The 20072-nt window shown below is 34.3% G+C and carries 14 protein-coding genes and 2 pseudogenes; 10 read left to right on the top strand and 6 right to left on the bottom strand.

Annotated features, from left to right (window positions below):
* Window positions 1-42: 42 nt before the first annotated feature.
* Window positions 43-675: a transcriptional repressor LexA gene (gene lexA, locus A6B44_RS07100; protein WP_090923342.1), complete on the bottom strand. Its 633-nt coding sequence runs from the start codon at window positions 673-675 to the stop codon at window positions 43-45.
* 151 nt (window positions 676-826) lie between these two features.
* Here lexA and plsB point away from each other — a divergent pair, with 151 nt between their 5' ends.
* Window positions 827-3238: a glycerol-3-phosphate 1-O-acyltransferase PlsB gene (gene plsB, locus A6B44_RS07105; protein ID WP_090923343.1), complete on the top strand. Its 2412-nt coding sequence runs from the start codon at window positions 827-829 to the stop codon at window positions 3236-3238.
* 103 nt (window positions 3239-3341) lie between these two features.
* Here plsB and deoD read toward each other — a convergent pair whose 3' ends face one another.
* From deoD to A6B44_RS10885, 5 genes and pseudogenes are all read right to left on the bottom strand, one after another.
* On the bottom strand, window positions 3342-4055 hold the full coding sequence (gene deoD, locus A6B44_RS07110; RefSeq protein ID WP_090923344.1) for a purine-nucleoside phosphorylase: 714 nt from the start codon (window positions 4053-4055) through the stop codon (window positions 3342-3344).
* 78 nt (window positions 4056-4133) lie between these two features.
* Complete coding sequence (deoC, locus tag A6B44_RS07115; protein WP_090923345.1) at window positions 4134-4907, bottom strand: deoxyribose-phosphate aldolase; 774 nt, start codon at window positions 4905-4907, stop codon at window positions 4134-4136.
* A gap of 99 nt (window positions 4908-5006) precedes the next feature.
* Entirely contained in the window at window positions 5007-6272 is a 1266-nt protein-coding gene (locus A6B44_RS07120) for a NupC/NupG family nucleoside CNT transporter (protein WP_090923346.1), read from the bottom strand.
* 161 nt (window positions 6273-6433) lie between these two features.
* Window positions 6434-8854, bottom strand: coding sequence for a class I adenylate cyclase (locus A6B44_RS07125; protein ID WP_090923351.1), 2421 nt, complete (start codon window positions 8852-8854; stop codon window positions 6434-6436).
* Between the two features lie 450 nt (window positions 8855-9304).
* Window positions 9305-9801 (bottom strand): annotated as a pseudogene (locus tag A6B44_RS10885) (hypothetical protein); the annotation flags it as partial.
* Between the two features lie 82 nt (window positions 9802-9883).
* On the opposite strand from A6B44_RS10885, the pseudogene A6B44_RS07135 reads away from it, so the two are divergent.
* The 9 genes and pseudogenes from A6B44_RS07135 to A6B44_RS07175 all read left to right on the top strand — a co-directional run.
* Window positions 9884-10789 (top strand): annotated as a pseudogene (locus A6B44_RS07135) (IS256 family transposase, variant Zn-binding type); the annotation flags it as partial.
* Between the two features lie 104 nt (window positions 10790-10893).
* Complete coding sequence (locus A6B44_RS07140; RefSeq protein ID WP_176673492.1) at window positions 10894-11046, top strand: hypothetical protein; 153 nt, start codon at window positions 10894-10896, stop codon at window positions 11044-11046.
* Between the two features lie 283 nt (window positions 11047-11329).
* Window positions 11330-12313: an IS110 family RNA-guided transposase gene (locus A6B44_RS07145; protein ID WP_176673493.1), complete on the top strand. Its 984-nt coding sequence runs from the start codon at window positions 11330-11332 to the stop codon at window positions 12311-12313.
* 528 nt (window positions 12314-12841) lie between these two features.
* Complete coding sequence (locus A6B44_RS07150) at window positions 12842-14551, top strand: protein-disulfide reductase DsbD (protein WP_090923460.1); 1710 nt, start codon at window positions 12842-12844, stop codon at window positions 14549-14551.
* A 71-nt stretch (window positions 14552-14622) separates the two neighbouring features.
* Window positions 14623-15405, top strand: coding sequence for a TatD family hydrolase (locus tag A6B44_RS07155; protein ID WP_090923453.1), 783 nt, complete (start codon window positions 14623-14625; stop codon window positions 15403-15405).
* A 64-nt stretch (window positions 15406-15469) separates the two neighbouring features.
* Window positions 15470-15997 carry a DUF1523 family protein gene (locus A6B44_RS07160; RefSeq protein WP_090923451.1) on the top strand — a complete coding sequence of 176 codons (528 nt, stop codon included), beginning with the start codon at window positions 15470-15472 and terminating at the stop codon, window positions 15995-15997.
* A gap of 102 nt (window positions 15998-16099) precedes the next feature.
* The gene (locus A6B44_RS07165; protein ID WP_090923449.1) at window positions 16100-17464 is read left to right on the top strand and encodes an imelysin family protein; all 1365 of its coding nucleotides are present in this window, start codon (window positions 16100-16102) and stop codon (window positions 17462-17464) included.
* A gap of 177 nt (window positions 17465-17641) precedes the next feature.
* Window positions 17642-19060: a di-heme oxidoredictase family protein gene (locus tag A6B44_RS07170; protein WP_090923439.1), complete on the top strand. Its 1419-nt coding sequence runs from the start codon at window positions 17642-17644 to the stop codon at window positions 19058-19060.
* Window positions 19060-20067 carry an imelysin family protein gene (locus A6B44_RS07175; protein ID WP_090923438.1) on the top strand — a complete coding sequence of 336 codons (1008 nt, stop codon included), beginning with the start codon at window positions 19060-19062 and terminating at the stop codon, window positions 20065-20067. The genes A6B44_RS07170 and A6B44_RS07175 overlap by 1 nt, the downstream gene beginning before the upstream one ends.
* The last annotated feature ends 5 nt before the right edge of the window (window positions 20068-20072 follow it).

The following is a 20072-nucleotide window of genomic DNA, read 5'->3' on the forward strand; positions in this document are numbered from 1 at the left end:
TAAAAAGTGGTATTAAACTAGTTTAAATACCACTTGTTTAATTTACATCCACGCATTATTACGAATTATTCCCACAGCAAGCCCCTCAATCTCAATATATTGTTTTGAAGGATCAACGACGATTGCTTCAAGTTCGTCATTTTCTGGGTGTAAATAAAGGATATTACCTTTCTTTTCTAAGCGTTTTACTGTGACTTCATCGTCAATTCGAGCGACCACAACCTGACCATTTCGTACAGTGTTAGTTTTATGCACGGCAAGCAAATCGCCATCCAAAATGCCAATATTTTCCATTGAGTTACCACTTACCTTAAGCAGATAATCCGCACAAGGGGAAAACATTTCACCATTAACAGGATAATGATTTTCAATATTCTCAATGGCTAAAATTGGTTCTCCTGCTGCAACTTTTCCGACAAGAGGCAACCCCTGCTCTTCACTTTCTTGCTCTTCTTCATCTATTAACAATTTAATGCCTCGTGAAGTGCCAGATAAAATTTCAATATAACCTTTACGAGCCAATGCTTTTAAGTGTTCCTCTGCTGCATTGGGTGATTTAAAACCAATTTCACGAGCAATTTCTACTCGAGTAGGTGGCATTCCAGTCTCTTCAATATGAGACTTAACAAGATCAAAAATTTCTTGCTGACGTTGTGTTAAGGGTTGACGTTGCATACAGATTTCTCCCTACTGTTTTTATATACAGACAATATTGGCATTATATACAGTACAAGAGAATTTGCAACTAAGAAATTACGGATTAAACAAAAATTTTATGTTAAAATTTCCGCCGTTTAACTTATTAGTAATTATAAAGGATTAATGAATGTCTAAATTACTCTCTCTTTATCACACAGTATTAAAACTCCCTCTTTCTCTACTAGTGAGACCTCGTGCTATTCCCGAAAATCCTGTGTCAGAATTGAACTTAAATTTAGAGCAACCTATTATCTATATTTTGCCTTATAGCTCTCAAACAGATTTATTAATTTTACAAAAACATTGCCTCAGCTTAAACCTTCCTGACCCATTGGGATATAACATATTAAAAGAGCAAAAACTATCTCGTGTTGTTTACTTAGATCACAGTTGCTGTTTTGTAAAAACCAAAGAAAAAACTCAAAAAATATTTAATCAATATTTGAATTTACATAAAGATGATAAAGCGCTTGATGTTCAAGTTATTCCTGTTTCTGTATTGTGGGGACGTTCGCCTGGTAAAGAAAATGCGCCAAAATTACGTTTTTTAAGTTTTTTCCAACGCATTATCGCAATGTTATGGTTTGGAAGGGATAACTTTATCCGTTTTTCACAAGCGGTATCATTACGCTATATGACTGACGAACACGGCTCAGATACCAAAATTGCACATAAACTGTCTCGTGTAGCAAGAATGCACTTTGCAAAACAACGCTATTCCGCAACAGGGCCACAGTTACCTAATCGCCAAGCAATGTTTAATAAACTATTGCAAACACCAAGTATCTTAGCGGCAATTGAAGAAGAAGCTAAAAAACCGAAAAGCTCACCTGAAAAAGCACGTAAAGAAGCAGAAAAAATGATGAATGAAATTGCTGCAAAAGTAAACTATAACAGTTTACGAGTCGCAGATCGTTTCTTAAGTTGGCTCTGGAATAAACTTTATCAAGGTATCACTGTTGAAAATGCAGATCGTGTACGTAAATTAGCCTTAGATGGTCACGAAATTGTGTATATTCCTTGTCACCGTAGCCATATGGACTATTTACTCCTCTCTTATCTTTTATACCACGAAGGTTTAGTGCCGCCACACATTGCTTCTGGTATCAATCTTAATTTTTGGCCAGCAGGTCCTCTTTTCCGTAGCTGGGGAGCCTTTTTTATCCGACGTACCTTTAATGGTAATCGTCTATATTCAACCATTTTCCGTGAATATTTAGCAGAACTATTCCATCGAGGCTATTCCGTTGAATACTTTATTGAAGGTGGACGTTCTCGAACAGGACGACTACTCACGCCAAAAACAGGTATGATGGCAATGACATTAAGAGCAGTACAAGGTGCAACTCGCCCAATTTCAATTGTACCTGTACATATTGGCTATGAACACGTACTCGAAGTGGATACCTATGCTAAAGAATTACGAGGAGCCAAAAAAGAGAAAGAAAATGTCGCACTCGTCTTTAAAGTTATCAAAAAATTACGTAATTTAGGACAAGGATTTGTGAATTTTGGAGAACCGATTCAGCTTAATCACTACCTTAACGATCATTATCCACAATGGAAAGAAGAATTTGGAGAAGAACGTCCACAGTGGTTTAATAACGCCGTCAATGATGTCGCAAATCTTGTAATGACTAAAATCAATAATGCAGCAGCAGTTAATGCTCAAAACTTAATTGGTACTGCATTACTTAACTCTCGCCAACGCTCATTAACAAAAGAACAGCTTATTGAGCAAGTAGAAAGTTACTTACAATTACTCCATAATGTATCGTATGCTAATGATATTACAGTACCAAAAGAGTCTGCGTCACAGTTATTAGATCACGCTATTACCTTACCTCGTTCAGGTATTCTAATAGAAGCCGACAGCTTTGGAGATATTATCCGTTTAGATCGCCAATCTGCGGTATTAATGACTTACTACCGTAACAATATTCAACATTTATTTATATTACCTTCTCTGATTGCCAGTATTGTATTGCATCACGAAGCCGTATCAAAAGATTTGGTTGTACAAATTATTAATCGTATTTATCCGTTCTTAAAAGCAGAACTCTTTGTACGTTTTGATGAGCAAACGCTCCATTCACAAATTGATGCGATTATCATCGAATTTACTCGTCAGGGCATCATTAAAAATGAAAGTGATATGCTCAGAATTAATACTCAACAAATAAGAACATTACAACTCTATTCTGCTGGGGTTAGAGAACCATTACAACGCTATTACATAAGCTTAAGCTTACTGATTAAACAAAATGATATCAGTCGTAATGAATTAGAGGCTGAAAGTCGATCTATTGCACAACGCCTATCTGTATTACACGGAATCAACGCACCAGAATTTTTTGACAAAGCACTATTTTCTACTTTTATATCAAGTTTAAAATCTCAAGGTTACTTTGATGATGAAGATAAACCAAATATAGAAAAAGCAGTAGCCACACAGTCTCTGTTACAAGAACTTATTTCTATAGAAGTGCAACATTCTGTGCAGGGTGTTATGGTAAAATTAGAAGAGACTACTCACTGATTTTAATACGGTTATTATATTAAATAACATTTGAAACTAACAAGCGGTATGATAAAACTAAAAATTTGCAAATTTTTGTCCACATCATACCGCTTCTATTTTATTAGTCGTCCAATAAAACTGACTCTAACGCAATTTCAATCATATCATTGAAAGTCAATTGACGTTCTTCTGCTGTTGTTTGCTCGCCCGTGCGGATATGGTCTGAAACAGTACAAATCGATAATGCTTTTGCACCAAATTCTGCTGCTACACCATAGATGCCTGCTGCTTCCATTTCAACACCTAAAATGCCATATTTTTCCATTACATCAAACATTTCAAAATCTGGTGTGTAGAAAAGATCCGCTGAGAAAAGGTTACCAACACGAACGTTAACACCTTTTGCTTTAGCTGCTTGAACTGCTGCTGCTGTCATATCAAAATCTGCAATCGCTGCAAAATCGTGATCTTTAAAACGCATACGATTTACTTTTGAATCTGTACAAGCACCCATTCCAATAACCACATCACGTAATTTCACATCTTTACGTACTGCACCACAAGAACCAACACGGATGATTTTCTTCACTCCGTATTCTGTGATTAATTCTTTTGTGTAGATTGAACAAGATGGGATACCCATTCCGTGTCCCATAACAGAGATTTTACGACCTTTGTAAGTCCCTGTGTAACCAAGCATATTACGAACATTCGTTACTTCTTTTACATCTTGTAAAAAAGTTTCTGCAATATACTTAGCACGAAGTGGATCACCCGGCATTAATACTACATCTGAAAATGCACCTTCTGGCGCGTTAATATGTGGAGTTGCCATTTTATTTTCCTCATTTAGTTTGTAATAAAAATTTTAAGCGGTACGATTTTGCTATAAATTTACAAAATTATTTTGCAATTAATAACCTGTTACTGATTGTTCTTCAGTTCCATTTAATGTAGCTAATAAATTAGCCAATAAACTTGATGCACCAAAACGGAAGTGAGTTGAATTTACCCAATCTTTACCTAAAATATCTGCCGCTAATGATAAATACTGTTCAGCCTCTGCCGTTGTTTTCACACCACCTGCTGCTTTGAAACCAACTTTATCCGCCACATTTAAGTCACGAATCACTTCCAACATAATTCTAGCAGATTCTAAGGTTGCATTCACAGGAACTTTACCTGTTGATGTTTTAATAAAATCCGCTCCTGCATTAATCGCAATTTCACTTGCTTTACGAATAAGCTGTTCTGTTTTTAACTCACCTGTTTCAATGATAACTTTCAATAAAACATTCGCCTGCTCGCATACTGCTTTACACTGTTTGACTAATTCAAAGCCAACGTGTTCATTACCTGAGATTAATGCTTTATATGGAAATACCACATCCACTTCATCTGCACCATAAGCAACCGCAGCTTTAGTTTCTGCTACAGCAATGTCAATATCATCATTACCGTGAGGGAAATTAGTCACTGTTGCCACTTTTACATCTAAGCCTAATGCTTTTAATGTTTTATGTGCCACTGGAATAAAACGTGGATAAATACAAACGGCAGCAGGGCTACCAAAATCTGTTTTTGCTTGATTACATAATGTAATCACTTTTGCATCTGTATCATTATCATTTAAAGTGGTTAAATCCATCAATGATAATGCTTGCTCTGCAATTTGTTTTTGATTCATTTTTTCTCCTTCTTGAAAACGTATAAAGTAATCGTTTTCTTAACTCTAAAACGACAAACACCACTGTTACCAGTGGTGTTTTTAATGTTATGTAAAAAATTAAACCAGTGCTCCACTAATTCCAATAAATAATCCTGCAATAGTTGCACTCATTAAGTTAGAAAGTGATCCTGCTAATACTGCTCTCATACCTAAACGAGCAATATCACTACGACGACTAGGCGCCATTGTACCAATACCACCGATTAGGATTGCAATTGAACTAAAGTTTGCAAATCCACAAAGTGCGAAAGTAACAATTGCAACTGTTTTATCTGTTAAATGAACTGCTGATTCTGGCGCTAAATATTTAATGAACTCTAAGTAACCCACAAACTCATTTACAACCAATTTAAGCCCAATCATTTCACCTGCAATTGATGCTTCATTCCAAGGTACACCAATGACCCAAGCTAATGGTTTAAATACTAAACCGAAGATAAGACTTAATGACCATTCTGGATGATCAAACCAGCCACCAATACCACCGATTACACCATTAATTAATGCAATTAACGCCACAAATGCGATTAACATTGCACCTACGTTAGCCGCTAAGCCTAAACCTGTGCTTGCACCTGAAGCTGCGGCTTCTAATACGTTTGCTGGTTTCTCTAAATCAACTTCTTCTAATTGATCTTTAAATTGTTCTGTTTGTGGAAGAATAATTTTAGCAAATAATAATCCACCCGGTGCCGCCATAAACGATGCAGCAATTAAGTAAGGTAATGGAACACCCATTCCTGCATAAGCTGCCATTACAGCACCTGCAATTGAAGCAGTACCACCACTCATTACAGCAAATAGCTCTGATTCAGTCATTTTATTTACAAAAGGCTTAACCACTAATGGGGCTTCTGTCTGTCCAACAAAGATATTTGCAGCTGCTGACATTGATTCTGCTTGCGAAGTACCTAGTGCTTTTTGTAATAAACCACCTAATACTCGGATAACCATTTGCATAATACCCACGTAGTAAAGTACTGAAATTAACGCAGAGAAGAAAACGATAGTTGGTAATACACGGAAAGCAAAGACGAAGCCGCCCCCACCAAATACTTCAAACATTTTGTCTGAAACCAAACCACCAAATAAGAATGAAATTCCTTCATTTCCATAAGAAATCACTTTTGAAACAGCATCAGCCGCCCCACCTAATGCATCACGACCTTGTGGTACATATAAAATCAATGCCCCAATAGTAATCTGTAATGCTAATGCACCTAAAACAGTACGATAGTTGATTGCCTTTTTATTATTAGAAAACACAAAAGCAATAGCTAAAAGTACAAAAATACCTAAAAAGCTGTTTAATACACTATTCATATTGATAAAACCTCGTTAAATGATTAAATTAAAGTGGGCTAATTGTACAGATTTTTTCACAAAAAATCTCAAAAAATCTCAAAATATATTAAAATATGAGACTTACTTCACATTTTATCTCACTTTACACCACTAATGCAAATTATGTTAATTAAATAACATCATACTTTAAACAATTCGATATGTTGCTCCCCTCCCTTAGTGGTAAATTGATAAAACTGAGGAAAGCTAAAACTTATCTTCTCGGCTTGCTTCTCTGCATAAGTTGCATTGATCAGCCGAACCTTTTGTGCTTTACTACCAATACAATTTAAATAAATATCTAATTGATTCTTTTCATCTAAAATATACACATTAAATGTTTTATCACCACGATTCTCAAAGAAAAATTGCGTAAAACCTTCTACTGCAAAATTACCAATTTCCTTTGGTAACGGATTTGCTTTTAAATAAGCCATTTTACTTTCTTGTTGCACGTTCCCTAGCTTTGGTTCATCACTCACCACACTATCTTCAAACACCAATTGCCATTTTTTATTAGAAATATCTGAGCGAATCGATGATTGTTTTTGATAATTCACGCCTGTTTGCACCACTATACAACGATTCACTAAATTACTGATAAACATCTGTAACTCATAGTTAAGGTAATGCGAATAGCAAAAAACATTTAAAGAATGTGGAGCAGAAACACTTTGGTACAATTTATTTGAAAGCAACTTTAATGCATCCAATAACGCATTATCACCTTCAAAATACTCAGTACGAATTTCATTCCACATATTACGATAAATCAATCCAATACTTCCAATAATTCGTTGTGATGAGCTGCTTAAATTAAAAAGATCTGTCAATGATAACTTAGAAATATCTAAACCTTGCTCATAAGTAGAATCTTTCGTTAAATTCACAATAACAGCTAAATGTCGTATTTCATTAGGGTGATACCATGCTTCACTACTTGGTAATGGCGACTTGATAGGCATATACAAACGTAAATCAGTAATAAATTTGCGTAATTTTGCTAAACTCACTGTTTTACTCATAATATGTAAACGTGTTTTAGGCGCAATCAATCCATTAAAATAAGCCCAAGCAACAAGTTGGGTCAGATGAGGGAAATATTGAACATAACGATTGCTTGAATTATAAACAATTTTAGGTTCGTGATTTAACAAATACCACCCTCTTTCAGAAGTTGAACTATTCGATTCAACAAAAGTCAGCTCTTTCTCCTCTAAATTCCATTTAATTTTATTATTGAGCAAAGGAACTTTATCAGGCAACACTTCAAAAGTAGAGTAAAGTTGACGCATTAGTGCATCGCTATCTTGAGATAAAATTCTAGGCTCAACATTCAACTTTCTAGCAAAATTAACCAAGTTATAATAGCTTTGAATAAAGAGATCAACCAAAGTTTGTTGATGCTCCATCGCTTGCTTTATCTTCCAAAAAGATCGACTATCTAATACATTCAGCTGCTCGGGTGACCATTGCCACTGTGAAATAAGATCTTGTAACTTACTTAATCGCCCACCTCTGTATTGTTTACCACTAGTTACTTTTATATAAAAACAGCATCGAATATTTTCAAGGCGCTCAAATTCTTCTTCCTGAATTAAATAGTCTGTCACTTGCTCAAGCATTGCTAAGTAAGGATCAAAATGGTAGTCATTTCTCCCTTCTTCTAATAGAATTTTTTTGAATTGCTTAGAGATCAAATTTGTTTCTGGATAGGTTTTTGTATAACTTTCTAACAATAAAATTTTTAGTGCGGATTTGTAGGGAGAATTAATGCTTTTATAAAGCTGCCACAAACTAGCACCAAAAAACTCATCAATAGAAAGCTCTGAAAAATCACCAAAATCAACCCATTCACTAAGAACAAGACCATTAGCAACAGCTTGATCAATCGCTTCTTGATATGATTGCCCTTGTGATTTGAGTAAGTGAAGCCACAAAATGCGTTTACCCGCTAATCTAATGGCAGAACGATAAAATTCATCCAATAAAAAAAAGTGTTGTGCCGATCCGCTATTTTCTTTCGACACTTGATTATGATAAAGATGGTTTTTAAACTGATTAGGGTTCATCAAATAAAAATGAATTTCAACCTGAAACTGATTTGCCCACTCTTTAATTAAATTAAATTTACTCTCTATCAATGACCGCTGCTGTACACTAAACTCCTTCTCACTACACACCCAAATATCCAAATCAGATAATGGAGTCTGTGAAATGGAACCCGTACTACCCATTGCATATATCCCATCAAAATCAGGTTCATCTTCTGTAAATAACTCAATAGCAGTACCCAATTTTTCTTGTAAATAGTGATCTTGATAAGCAGTAGGAGTGAAATGCCAAATACCTTTTGACACAGCAGGAACATATCCAGGTAAGGAGGGATGATTATAGTTAATTAAAACAGGAAGTAGTTGAAAAATATGTTTAGAATCAATGTCATAAGAAGACAGAGCTCTTTCAATTCTCAATTCATCAAGGGCATCAACTTGCTGTTTTGCAATTTCCATTTGCAAAACACTTTGATATTCTTTTGATAATAGACTTAATTGAGACACAAATCACTCCGAATAAAACTGTGATCAATGTATCATTTTTTGACAAAAAGTAAAGTTTTGAATAATGTATTTTGCTAATTTTTACGCCGAATCTTGATTTACAACAATAACTATAAAAAAAGGATCCCATGTCATAGCATCAAGCGGGTACATTCACTTAAAAATTTGCAAATTTTTATCACAATCTACCCGCTATGTTTTCTTTTATCTACAAAACAAATCAAACATCACTTACTGAGCCTGTCGAAGTGTTGGGTGTTTGGGCACTGAATTAGTTTGGTGAGCGTTCTCTTATACTTGTATTATAAAAAAGCCCTACTATTATAAATAACAGTAGGGCTGTTGAAGTTAAACCCCAGCGAGATAAAATTCGATAAAAGAGCGAGATAATTCTATTTTTATTTTATTTCACATATAGAAATAGTATTACATTTCTCGCTTTATCTATATTTAAAACTTATAAACCAAATTATCCTCATACCTATTATTATGACTAACATAAGACTTTACTGTAATACGTTCACAGTTTTCAAAACTTTCCCAGTTGTCTATTTTTGCTTCCTGAATATAATCAATAAATCTAATAAACTCTGATTTAGTCGAGCTGAAGAATATATAGGGTGGCTTCGTCAAATTGATTAGCCTTAGAAAATCAATTAAATCAAAGTAAGTCGCTTGCTTATATGATTTTTGATTGGTGCATAAGTACGGTGGATCAAGTATTAGTAATACCTTTTCTTTATCTTTAAACTTGGGTTTTTAATAATTTTAGGCTTTAATGATTTCGGTATTTTGCTGCCTTTTTCAATATCTATTAACTGCTTGAGTAATAACTCTCTTAAAACATTAATATCATCTATATATTGCAATGCTTCTGTGTAGTTATCAAAGTCGTTATAGATAACACGAGCCTGTGGTTTAAGAATTTTTGGCATAGTAGACAAAATAGTTGGTAAAAAATGGGTTAAAGCTTTATATTACTGTGCTTTAGCCCACTTTTTTGAAAATGAATAAAAAACTTGTCCTTTTTGTCATAAAACGAATATTCACAAATATGGTACCCAAAATAATGTTCAACGTTATAAATGCTCTATTTGTAATAAAACTTTTACCTTCAAAAAATCCTTAAATTCAAGCCAAATTTGGCTAGATTACACAGAAGGTAAACAAACCTATAAGCAACTAGCAATTAAATATAATTGCTCTGTTAGAACTATTCAAAGATATGTTTTAAAAGCCCCTAAAACGCCATTAAATATCCCACAAAATAATAAATTGAACTTAATGATGGATACCACTTTCTTTGGTCGAAATTTTGGTGTTCTCGTTTTTATGGACACTTTATCAAAGAAGGTAATTTATCATCAAATTGTGACAACAGAAAAAAATCTTTATTATCTATTAGCAATGAATAAATTAAGAGAAAAAGGCTATATTATTCAATCTATTACTTGTGATGGAAGACGAGGATTATTAAGAGATTTTTTAAATACGCCTGCACAACTTTGCCAATTTCATCAAATAGCAAATGTAATAAGGAAATTAACAAGGAACCCTAAATCTGAAGCGGGAAAAGAGCTAAAAATATTAGTTAAAACATTAAAAAATAGCTCTAAAAACGAGTTCTATATTAATTTACATTATTGGTATTTAAAACATAAAGAATATTTAAATGAACGCTCCGATAAAATAAATGAAAAGGGTAAATATCCTTTTAAACATCGTAATATAAGAAGTGCTTACAGGAGCTTAAAATATAATATGGATTATTTATTTACTTTTGAAAAATATCCTGAATTAAATATAGAAAAAACAACAAATAGGCTTGAAAGTTTATTTGGAGAACTTAAACGAAAACTATCTAATCATAATGGTTTAACCAAATACCATAAGATTATGTTTATAAAAGATTTTCTAAATAAAAGGAGTTGGTAATTATTTATAAAATAATAAAAACCAACTCATTTGTCTACTATGGGCATAGCTCCTCAAAATTACCAACTATTTTGTCTACTATGCCGATTAATTTAAGAAAAAAGATGACTTTAAAAAAAGCAACTACTCGTGAAGTTGGTAATACTAGAGAAAAAGGCTACAATACTTCTCAGAATATTGGTTATCAGCAAGGTCGAAAAGTAAAATTGAACCACGGCGTGAATGGCAAAGAAACTCCAAAATTGACCGCCAACTAAAAAATAAACCCGGTTATTTCTGACTGGGTTTTATTTCTCTATATGTAACACTCTTTCATTTTCTATCCCAACACTTCCCATATTGTTTTAACTCTTCCCACATTTATCTCGATCTATGAGGTGTAGTTATATTGGTTGGGTTTATGAAGTAGAGCTTGTAAATATCCTTAGGTTAAAAACCTGTGTCGAAGATATAACCTACTTCAACTCCATATTCATCCCGAATGGTATCCTGAGTAACACTATTAGTGCTAGCTCGTATAAACAAGGTTGAGGAACAAATATGAATAACACATTCTACATTGGTATTGATATTGCTTGCAAGAAGTTTGATGTAGCGATTTATAAAGAAAATAAAAAAGCCCTACATAATACTTTTGATAATGATAAAAAAGGGTTTGAATCATTATTAAAATGGATTAACAAAGATACTCAAAATCTACACGTTGTAATGGAAGCAACTGGTATTTATTGGGAAGAATTAGCCTATTTTCTCTATGATAAAAAGGCAAAAGTAAGCGTGATTAACCCTAAATGTATCAAGGCTTATGGCATTGGACAAAATCTTAGAAATAAGACCGATAAGATAGACGCAATGCTTATTGCTCGTTTTGCGGCAAAAGAGCAACCACAAGCGTGGCAACCACCACCAAAGGCTCAACGTGCATTATTATTAAGATTACGACAGCTAGAACATCTTAAACAAGCTGAGCAAAAAGAACGTACTCGGATTAAAATGATGTCAGATAGCGAAAGTATTTCAAGTGCAGAGCGTTTGGCTAATTTCTTGCGTGAAGAAATAAAAGCTTTTGAAAAACAAATTGATGAAACAATCAAAACGGATACAATGCTCAAACAAAATGCAAAATTATTATCAAGCATTCCAGAATTAGGTAAAAAAAGTGTTGCTTGGTTACTGGCTTATCTTGGCGATGGCTCTCGTTTTAAAAATGGAAAAGCTGCAGCTGCTTATGCAGGCTTAACTCCTATGCACCATCAATCAGGCAGTAGCATAAATGGTAAACCGAGAATATCAAAAATTGGACAAACGGATATTCGTAAAATTTTATTTATGCCTGCGGTTGCCTATAGTTTTGGGAATTATAAAGATAGAATTTATAAGACTTTTGTTGATAATTTACTGGCAAAAGGGAAGGATAAAAAAGTGATTATCGTGGCTTTAATGCGTAAATTAGTGGCCATTGCTCAAACAGTATTAAAAAATCAAATGCCTTTTGATGCAAGTTTACACCAAAAGACAATGTAGTTATTAACAATAAATGTTATACAGATTTTAGAGGATAAAATATTCTCTAAAAATATAAGACACCATTATTAATGTTAAAAAATAAAAAATTTTCTTGCTATTTCTAATGGTATCTTCGACAAGCTCAGTAACCGAGAACAGGAACATCGATCACAGAGGTCAATCAAGAACGGAGGCGCAGTATGATTATTGATCTAATTTGTAAATTTTTATTGAAATGTGACCGCTATGATTATGTCTTATGATGTTTTGTGGAGATTTTATACCGAGCAACGGGAGGATATACGCAAACAAGTTTGCTAATCCTCCCCTACGGTCGATCTTTTTAACTTTTTGATTTATAAATGGTTTGTAGCAAAGAATTTAATGAGCGAAGCGAGTGGAGTATCCTCTCGTAAGCTAAATTAAAACCACACAACTAACCGAGAACGAAAATATCATTACTCATTTGTTATTTTTAACTATTTATTGATAAAGACAGTAACTATCAGTAGAATCAATTCTTACCTTTTTTATTTATGATGATATATGTTTTTACGATCTCTGCTGTTTATTATTAGTATTGCCATTTCTGTTTCGAGTTATGGGGATCTGTTTAAGAAAAATCAGCCTCACTATTTGCCAAGTGAGGAGGCATTTGCTTTTTCTGCGGTGCAAGAGGGAGAGGCAATTCAGCTTAGGTGGCAGATTGCTCCTGATTATTATTTGTATAAGGATAAAATTCAGGTTGAGGCGGTAAAGGGAAAGGTTGGGATACTCGATTTGCCTGTAGCACAAAAATATGTTGATCCTTTTTTTGGTGAAGTGGGGGTTTATAAGGATCTATTGACCATTAGGGTACCAGTCGTTTCTTCTACTGTTGATTTTGATTTGAATGTGGAATATCAAGGGTGTACTGAGGGTTTTTGTTATCCTCCTCAAACTCAAACAGTCCATTTTAGTCAGAAACTAGCGGTAACATTTGATCAAAAATTTGCAAATTTTGATTCAAATCGTACCGCTTATGATTATAAAAATAAGCTGTCTGACAATCCTATTTCGCTGTTTTGGTTTTTAATCTTGGGGATTGGATTGGCGTTTACACCCTGTGTGATGCCTATGTTGCCATTGCTTTCTTCTATTGTGCTTGGTCAACAGCAACGTCCGAGTGGTAAAAGGGCGCTATTGCTGAGTGTCAGCTATGTGCAGGGGATGGCGCTGACTTATAGTTTACTCGGATTAGTTGTGGTGAGTATTGGTTTACCTTTTCAAGTGGCGTTGCAAAGCCCTGTTGTGTTGATTAGTTTAAGTGTTGTGTTTGGGTTGTTTGCTTTGTCGATGTTTGGGTTATTTGAGATCACTTTGCCAAATAAATGGCAACAAAAGTTGAATCAGATTAGTCAAAACCAACAAGGTGGATCCCTTCAAGGGGCGTTTGTGATGGGAATGGTGGCAGGTTTGATTGCCTCTCCTTGCACCTCTGCTCCACTTTCAGGTGCGTTACTCTATGTTTCTCAAACAGGTAATTTTTGGGTTGGTGGTTTTGCGCTGTATTTACTTGGTTTAGGTATGGGTATTCCGCTTATTTTGGTTTCTCTGTTTGGACATCAAATATTACCTAAATCTGGAGATTGGTTAGTGAAAGTGAAAATAGCCTTTGGGTTTATTATGCTTGCTTTGCCCATTTTTTTATTGAGTCGTATTATTCCTCATTATGTTGAGCCTCTGTTGTGGTCTAGTCTGGCAATGGCTTTTTTGATTTGGTTGCATTTTCAACTCCCTCGCCAACAAGTGTGGTATAAAATAGTGCATATTGGGTTATTTATGTTGATAATAGTCAGTGCCAAACCTTTCTTTGATTTTATTTGGAATAGTCATTCAGCTCCACCAAGTAAAGTGACATCTACGTCTAATATCATTAAAGTCACCAGTTTTGCCGATTTACAACAAAAAGTAACCGCTTACAAAGGTAAGAAAATGATGCTAGATCTTTATGCTGATTGGTGCGTTTCTTGTGAAATGTTAGAAAAAGACACTTTTTCCGATCCAAAAGTCAAACAAAAATTGGATCAATTTATTGTTTTAAAAGCAGATTTAACTAAAAACACCGCTAAAAATAAAATACTAATGAAAAAATTAAAGATTTTAGGTCTACCCTCTGTTTTATTCTTTAACGAACAAGGTCAAGAACAAATCCAAAAACGTGTCACTGGATTTATAGACGCAAAGGATTTTTTAAAAAGATTGGATAGTTTATAAAAAAATAGTACATACATTAATAATGTAAACTATGTTAAAATTTCGCTATTATTCATTCAAAAAATACAAATATGAACGATTTATTTATTATTGATTCCCACTGCCATTTGAATTCATTAGACTATAAAACTCGTCACAAGAATGTAGATGAAGTATTAGACAATGCGTTGCAACGTGGTGTAAAACAGGTTATTTCTGTTTGTACTACATTGAGCGATTTTGTGGAAATGAAACAATTGACAGCTCATCGTAATGAGGTTTTTCTGTCTTGTGGGATGCATCCTCTTAATGTCGAAGATGAGCCTTTTGAGAAACAACGATTGATACAACTTGCGGATGATCCAAAAGTGGTGGCCATTGGTGAAACAGGATTGGATTATCACTATACCCCTGAAACTAAAGCATTACAGTTATCCATTTTTGAGCAACATATTGATGTTGCCAATCAGTTATCAAAACCATTAATTGTTCATACACGTTCCGCTCGTGAAGATACGATGAATTTGTTGGAAAATCATAATGCTGAAAAATGCGGTGGTGTTTTACACTGTTTTACGGAAGATTATGCGATGGCAAAAAGAGCGTTAGATATTGGGTTTTATATCTCGATTTCAGGTATTATTACCTTTAAAAATGCAAAGGAACTTCGCGATGTGGTCAGAAAATTGCCACTAGAGAGGCTATTAATTGAAACCGATTCACCTTATTTAGCCCCTGTGCCATATAGAGGAAAGCCTAATCAACCTGCGTATGTACGTGAAGTTTGTGAATATATTGCAACATTAAAAGGTCTATCAGTCACAGAATTGGCTAGCATTACCACTCAAAATGTGCAAAAATTATTCAACATCTAACCGCTTATTTTTAAGTGGAAATAACAAGCAATTTTTTAATGTTTAATTTAAGTAAGGATAAATTATGAGAGCGATGGTTAAGTATTTTTTAATGTTAGTAGTGCTATCTCTGCACATTGTACTTGTGGGGAGTGTTAATTATGCCTTTCCAAGTTATGAGGAAACTATTGTAACTGGAATGGAAGCAAAACGTGTCGATAAAGATGGTCCTATCAGTAAATCAAACCCTGCTGATGGACAAATCAGAGATGCTTATTTTATTTTTACCGAAAACCCTGAAACGAAAAAAATTATGGTTTACCGTAATGAAGATACAGGTTGGGGATTACCGTTTTACTTTAAATTTAATTCCGCAGACGTTCAAGCTAAGGCGCAAGCTTATGCAAATGAGAAAAAACGTGTTCAAGTAAAATATTATGGCTGGCGAATTAATATGCTCAGTGAGTTTAGAAATATTATTTCTATTAAGTCACTAGATGAAGCTGAAGAAGTCTCTCGTCCAATTTTTAGCTATATTTTATATGTGCTTTTATTACTTACCTTTTTGGTTTCAATACAATTGATTAGAGGTTGGTTTGATAGTGAAAAATAAATTTTTTGCTAAGTGAACCGTATTGCAAATCTAATTAAGATTGATTCTTATTTATTTTTTGTTATACTCTGCTCTGTCATTTTTACACAAAAAGGAAACTCTATGTTAAAAAAAACAACTCTTGCGGTGGCTATCGCTTTAGCAAGTTCATTTGTTGCTATCCCTTCTATTGCTCAAGATAACGCTGTATCTAAACAGGTAATGGTGTCTGAAAGTGCAACTTCTTTCTTAAATGGCTATGCTAAAATGGCTGATTTATTATATACAAAGAGCTATGAAGATGCTGAGCGTTTACAAGGAGCAATCAAAGCATTTGCTAAAAATCCTACTGAAAAAACATTAGACAATGTTAAAAAAGTATGGCTTAAAGCTCGTGATTCTTATGGTGTAACAGAGTCATTCCGTTTATCAAATGGCCCGATCGATGCTGAAGAAGGCTGGATTGCTGATGCCTACGGTAACTTAGAAGGACAAATCAATGCTTGGCCTTTAGATGAAAATATGATCGATTATACTATTGATGCAGAAGGCAAACGTACTTCTGGTAATATTATCGATTCTAAAGGTAACTTTACCCCAGCAAATGGCGGTGAAAAACCTAGCCCTGTTAATGTAGATTCTATTACTGTCACAACTATCACGGATCTCAATGAGAATGGTGGTGAAGCAAATGTAGCTTCAGGTTGGCACGCTATTGAATTCCTATTATGGGGTCAAGATCAAGATTATGGCAATATGATTGCTGATAAAGTCACAAATGGTGCGATGGTTGCAGGTCAACGTCCATTAACTGATTTTACAACAGATAAATTTGCAAAACGTCGTTTAGACTATCTTGTTGCAGCAGCCGATAAATTAGTGGCGGATATTGCATTAGTGAAAAGTGCTTGGGCTGAAAAAGTAAAAGGTCAAGATGGCTTATATCGTGCAGCTTTATTAGGAAAATTAACAGGTAAAGATGCAGCGAAAAATATCGACCAAAAAGAAGCGTTAAAACAGATCTTTGGTGGTATGGGTATGTTTGTTAAGTCTGAATTAGCGAATGAACGTATTGCCGTTGCTGTGTTAACACCTTCTGAAGAAGATGAGCATTCTTGTTTCTCTGATAATACTCACAAAGATATTGAAGATAACTACTTAAGTTTCAAATATTTATTAACAGGAAATATCAATGGTCAGCAAGTTGGTCTTAATCTATTAACTAAATTAGATGCGAAAGATCGTGCTGATATTGAAACCTTGATTGCTAAAATCGAAAAACGCATTGCAAAAGTGAATGAAATTGCTGAAACAAAAATGCATTTTGATTATCAAGTTCATCCAAATAATAAAGAAGAAGCGAAAAATATTGTTCGCTTGAAAAATGACTTACGTAAACTCGGTGATAAGATGATTTTAGTTGCGAAAGCAATGGGAATTTCTCTTACTTCTGAAGATGTGACAGATGCTGAGGAAACTAAGCTATAATTTGCTAATAATCAAACAATTGTGAAATTGTAACTGATAACGATTATAAAAAGCAGTACAATCTAAGTTGGTTGTACTGCTTTTATGTTCCGTAGGTACATTTTATACCCTGTTCTGTTTTTACGAATATAGGATAATTTATTTTTAGACTTTATTTTATGATGTAATGAGCTATATATGTATTTGAATTCTTTATTTTTAATTATTAGTTTAAGTTTTGGTTTAATTTCTGTTAGTTTTGCTGATAATACTGATATTGATCCTGAATTGTTAAAACCATCTACAAAACAGACAAAAGAAAAAAATCCTAATCGTTGGTTTGAAACCAGTGAGCAACGTAACCGATTTCCTTTAAATAGAGGTATCTCTGGTATGGATTATGATGAACAAGATCTATTTACTATCGGTCGATCTTTTTTTAAAGTGCCTTGGGTTGCAGCTCCGAGTGCTACAACAGCCAGAGACGGTCTAGGCCCACTTTTTAGTGCGAATACTTGTGCCAGTTGCCACGACTCTCGTCGTTTTGGACGTATTAAAGATAAAGAGGGTCATATTAATCGTGCTCTGACTTTTAAACTCGTGGATCTATCTAAGCCTTATCATTTTGGTGAAACCTACGCTGCTCAATATACCGATCCTGTCTATGGTGGTCAGATTTCCATTAATGGTAATTCGGGCGCTCTATTTGAAGCCACTCCTAAAGTAGATTTTGAATATACAACAGAAATTTTAGCGGATGGTACAAAGGTCATATTAAAAAAACCGATTCCTTCACTTGATGAGTTAAATTATGGTGCTTTGGCTCCGCAAACACATATTAGCTTAAGAATGTCACCAATGTTAGCAGGGCTTGGATTAGTTGAAGCTCTAACAGATGAACAAATTCTTGCAAATGCAGATCCTGACGATCTCAATAATGATGGTATTTCTGGTCGTGTCAATTGGGTTTATCACCCTTATTCACATAAAAAAATGGTAGGTCGCTTTAGCTTAAAAGCACAAACTGCTACGTTAGCAATGCAAACCGCAGATGCCGCCATTCACGATATGGGATTAATTAATCGATTTTTTCCTAAAGAAACCTGCACTCCAACACAAGTTGAGTGTTTAAATGCACCTGTTGGATTACCTTCCCCAGAAGGCTCATTAGATTTGCCAGACTTACGCCTTAAAGGTATTGCGTTTTATGTTGGACACTTAAAAGCGCCTAAAAAACGCCAAAAAGAAAAATATAAAAAAGGATATGATATTTTTAAATCCTTAAACTGCATTGCTTGCCATAAGGAAAATTGGACAACACCATCAGGCATAGATTTTTCTCCTTTTAGCGATTTTTTAGTACACGATATGGGAGAAGGATTAGCAGATAAAAGAAATGAATTTAATGTAGCAGGTTCTGAATGGCGAACGGCTCCGTTATGGGGTCTCGGTATTAAATTACGAGGTAAGTTAAGTCTACTCCACGATGGTCGAGCAACCAGTGTGACTCAAGCGGTATTATGGCATAGTGGTGAAGCACAACAAGCAAAAGAGGCTTTTAAAGCGTTACCAAAAGCACAACGAGAAGAGTTAATTAAATTTTTGGAGAATTTATAATGAAAAATTATTGGAAACAAAGTATTAGTATTCTATTGTGTAGTCTTTCAGTGATTTGCTATGCAAATAATACTGTTGAGAATCAACAAGAAAAAACTATTTTAAGCTCTATTTATGAAAATGTGATTTTAAAAGATTCACAACAAGCGAAGCAATCTTGTCAGCGTTTCTTAAGTGATCTTGAAAATAATAAAGATCAAACACTTTATCAACAAGATTTTAAAAATTTGGTATTAAATTGGAAAAAGGTGGAAACCAATTATATTGCACCTGATATGGATTCTGATATGCAGGATATTCCCGTTTATTTAGATGTTTTTCATTTGGGTAATGAGAATATCCCTGAGTCTGTGTTACGCACCTTAAAGCAAGAGCAACCTGCCAATATTGCCCTGTTTAAAAACGCCTATAAAACATTCTCTGCATTAGAGGCTGTTTTATATACTAAAGGACAATGGTCAGATCGACGTTATCAATTTACCAAAGAAATTGTTTCTTCAATGTGTGATTACTTTAATGAAATCGATGCGTTTTATACAACACATAAACAAGATTTTGTGGCAGATGCAAATAATAGTATTGGAATGATAATTAATCGTTTAACTGCTCAATCCTTTAAACTTAAAGATTGGCGATTAGGAGATCCTGCTGGATTAACCAGTAAATACAAACATAATCCTGATCCAATGCGAGGAGAATACCCATTAAGCGGTTTAAGTATAGAAGCAGGCAAAGCCATTATACAGGCACAACTGTCCTTAATTGGGCAACAGCCTTATGCTAACTTTGCCACTTTACTCAAAGCAAGAAAACTAGAAAAAGCAGCGCAAGAAGCCAATAATCAACTTACACAGATATTAAATGGATTAAATCAATTGAAAGACTTTGATGCAGAAAAAATCAAACCAATTATGCTAGATTTAGCACACTTACATTTTACGTATTACACGACAATCTTAAGCCAGCTACCTGTAGAAGGCAAAATCTTAGAAGCAGATGGAGATTAATCTTT

This window comes from Pasteurella skyensis (genome assembly GCF_013377295.1).
Classification (GTDB): domain Bacteria; phylum Pseudomonadota; class Gammaproteobacteria; order Enterobacterales; family Pasteurellaceae; genus Phocoenobacter; species Phocoenobacter skyensis.